Annotated in this window: 3 protein-coding genes and 1 pseudogene; 1 reads left to right on the top strand and 3 read right to left on the bottom strand. The window is 67.7% G+C overall.

Features of this window, described 5'->3' with window-relative positions; all coding sequences use genetic code 11:
• Positions 1-130 precede the first annotated feature (130 nt).
• The gene (locus HW130_RS35120) at positions 131-586 is read left to right on the top strand and encodes a DUF5959 family protein (RefSeq protein ID WP_177153815.1); all 456 of its coding nucleotides are present in this window, start codon (positions 131-133) and stop codon (positions 584-586) included.
• A 12-nt stretch (positions 587-598) separates the two neighbouring features.
• On the opposite strand, the gene HW130_RS35125 is transcribed toward HW130_RS35120, so the two are convergent.
• The 3 genes and pseudogenes from HW130_RS35125 to HW130_RS35135 all read right to left on the bottom strand — a co-directional run.
• Positions 599-1428 (bottom strand): IS5 family transposase gene (locus tag HW130_RS35125; protein WP_375256615.1). Its coding sequence is split into 2 segments (ribosomal slippage): positions 599-1086 and positions 1086-1428, totalling 831 coding nucleotides; the frame shifts between segments, so codons are not numbered across the junction.
• A gap of 274 nt (positions 1429-1702) precedes the next feature.
• Positions 1703-1846, bottom strand: coding sequence for a hypothetical protein (locus HW130_RS35130; RefSeq protein WP_177153817.1), 144 nt, complete (start codon positions 1844-1846; stop codon positions 1703-1705).
• Positions 1847-1999: 153 nt separating this feature from the next.
• Positions 2000-2200: pseudogene (locus tag HW130_RS35135) on the bottom strand (hypothetical protein); the annotation flags it as partial.

Consider the following 2200-nt stretch of genomic DNA (forward strand, 5'->3'; position numbering starts at 1 on the left):
TCCCTCCAACTGGCGCAGCGCTCCTTAGAACTCCGAACAGAATGATCAGCGCCCGTTCTCCCCGGGAGCTGCCCTGCCGAGGACGTGTGCATGATGAGTCGGCACATGCACACGGCCCAGGGGACATGACATGACCGAGCACGGTCCGGTGGACCTCATCCACCTTGCTGATGAAGAGAACAGCGTGATCGTTCGGGTGGCGGGGCCAACAACCGGAGTGCTCCCGTGGGACGGCTGCCTTGACGTCGACATCGTGGTGGCCAGCGAGTTCGCGAAGGGCCACCTCGCAGAGGTGTGCCTGTTGCCCGAGGACCTGGACGATTGGGCAGAGGCGCTCGAACTGCTTGCCGAGGGCCAGCCGGTTCGCTGGATGGACGACGGTCGAAACCCGGAGATCCGGATTACGCCGGAGGGGCCGTACATCTCCCGCGGCGAGGTCCTCAACGCGATTGAGGTGGTGGTGAGGGACACCACGGTGTCCCTCACCTCGGTTTGCGTAGTGGTGCGCCTGCCCGCTGACTGGGTCGATGCCCAGCGTGTGCGACTCGCCCAGGTCCGCGCCGCGTGGCCCTTCGGGCAGAGTTGAGGACGGGAGGTCTCAGTTGCGGGTGGCGGCGCCACGGGCGATGAGGCGCCTCCAGCAGATGAGCACGCAGCCGAGCGTGAGGAAGGCTTCATGGATGTCGTCGCGTATCTCCCAGCGGATCCGCAGGCGGCGTAACCAGTGCAGGTGGGCGAACGCGCGCTCCACGACCCAGCGCTGAGTGCCCAGACCGGAGCCGTGCTCGGTGCCTCGGCGGGCTATGACCGGCTTCACGCCGAGGTCCCAGACGAGCCGGCGGTACTTGTCGTGGTCGTAACCGCGGTCCCCGAGTACGACGTCCGGGCGACGGCGCGGTCGGCCGCGCTTGCCGCGCACGGGCGGTATCGCTTGAAGCAATGGGATGAGCTGGGTGACGTCGTTGCGGTTGCCGCCGGTCAGGGTGGCAGCCAGCGGGATGCCGGTGGCGTCGGTGATCAGGTGGTGTTTGCTGCCCCTCCTGCCCCGGTCAACGGGGCTTTGTCCCGTCTTGGATCCCCCTTTAACGCGCGGATGTGGGAGCCGTCGACCACGGCACGGGAGAAGTCCAGGGCGTCCGCGCTGCGGAGCTTGGCCAGGAGGACCTCGTGCAGCCGGGGCCACACACCAGCCTCGGTCCACTCGGCCAGGCGCCGCCAGCATGTCATCCCCGAACCGAAGCCGAGCTCCTGCGGCAGGTGCTCCCAGGCGATCCCTGTATGCAGCACGAACAGGATGCCCTGGAACACCAGCCGGTCCGGATGCCGCTTGCGTCCCGGATGCCGGGTCCGGCGCTCCACCTTCGGCAGCAGCGGTTCGATCACCGCCCACAGCTCGTCATCGACGTTCCACGGCTTCGGCCGAGCCACCCCGCACCCCCGGATCAACGGTTCCGGAGTGATCCAACCACCTCGAAGATCATTTCGTTAGGAGCTCTTACTGCGCGGACGATTCCTGGGACCGCGGCACCCGGCGAGACCCAGCCCCCGAACCGCACAACGACCTGAACGCAGCCCCGACGGATCCTGCCCCCGTGGCCCCGCCATGCCCCTCCCGGTCAGTCCGACAGTCGGCGCGTCTCCACCATGTGCAGGCCCAAGTCCTGGAAGCAGATGAGCAGTCCGTACAGATGCGCCTCGTCGGTTACGGGGTCCGGTAGCCCCTGGGGAAGGCCATGGCGACCTTCCGCTCATGGACGTCAAGCAGCCTCGTGTAGCGGTCGCGGACGTCGGAGGCGTCACCATGGACGAGCAGATGGTGGTTCCCGCCGGCGGTGATGGTCGACAACGGGGCGGAAACCGCTCCACCACTCCGCCATGCCGTCGACCACGAGACCGTCCCTGTGCTCCAGGAGCTGGTGGCACAGCCGATGGGCGATCGGGAAGCGTGGCAGGTTCCTGGCGATCCTGCCCAGCCGCTTTACCTCGTCGGCCGCGTCCTTCAGCTCGTAGGCTCGCGCTGCCTCGGGAGCCCGTCGTTCATCAGACGTCTTACCTGCTCGGCCTTCAGCCTCTGGGCTTTCTGCTGGGCGCCGTGCTTGGTGTTCACGCACAGCGCCTCGTTGAACCGGTGCCAGGGCATGCCGACCGCCCGCCCCGCCTCGATGGCCTTCAGCTGCCCGACGTCCGCCTGCTCCCGGAG

The organism is Streptomyces sp. PKU-EA00015 (assembly GCF_013387495.1).
Classification (GTDB): Bacteria; Actinomycetota; Actinomycetes; order Streptomycetales; family Streptomycetaceae; genus Streptomyces.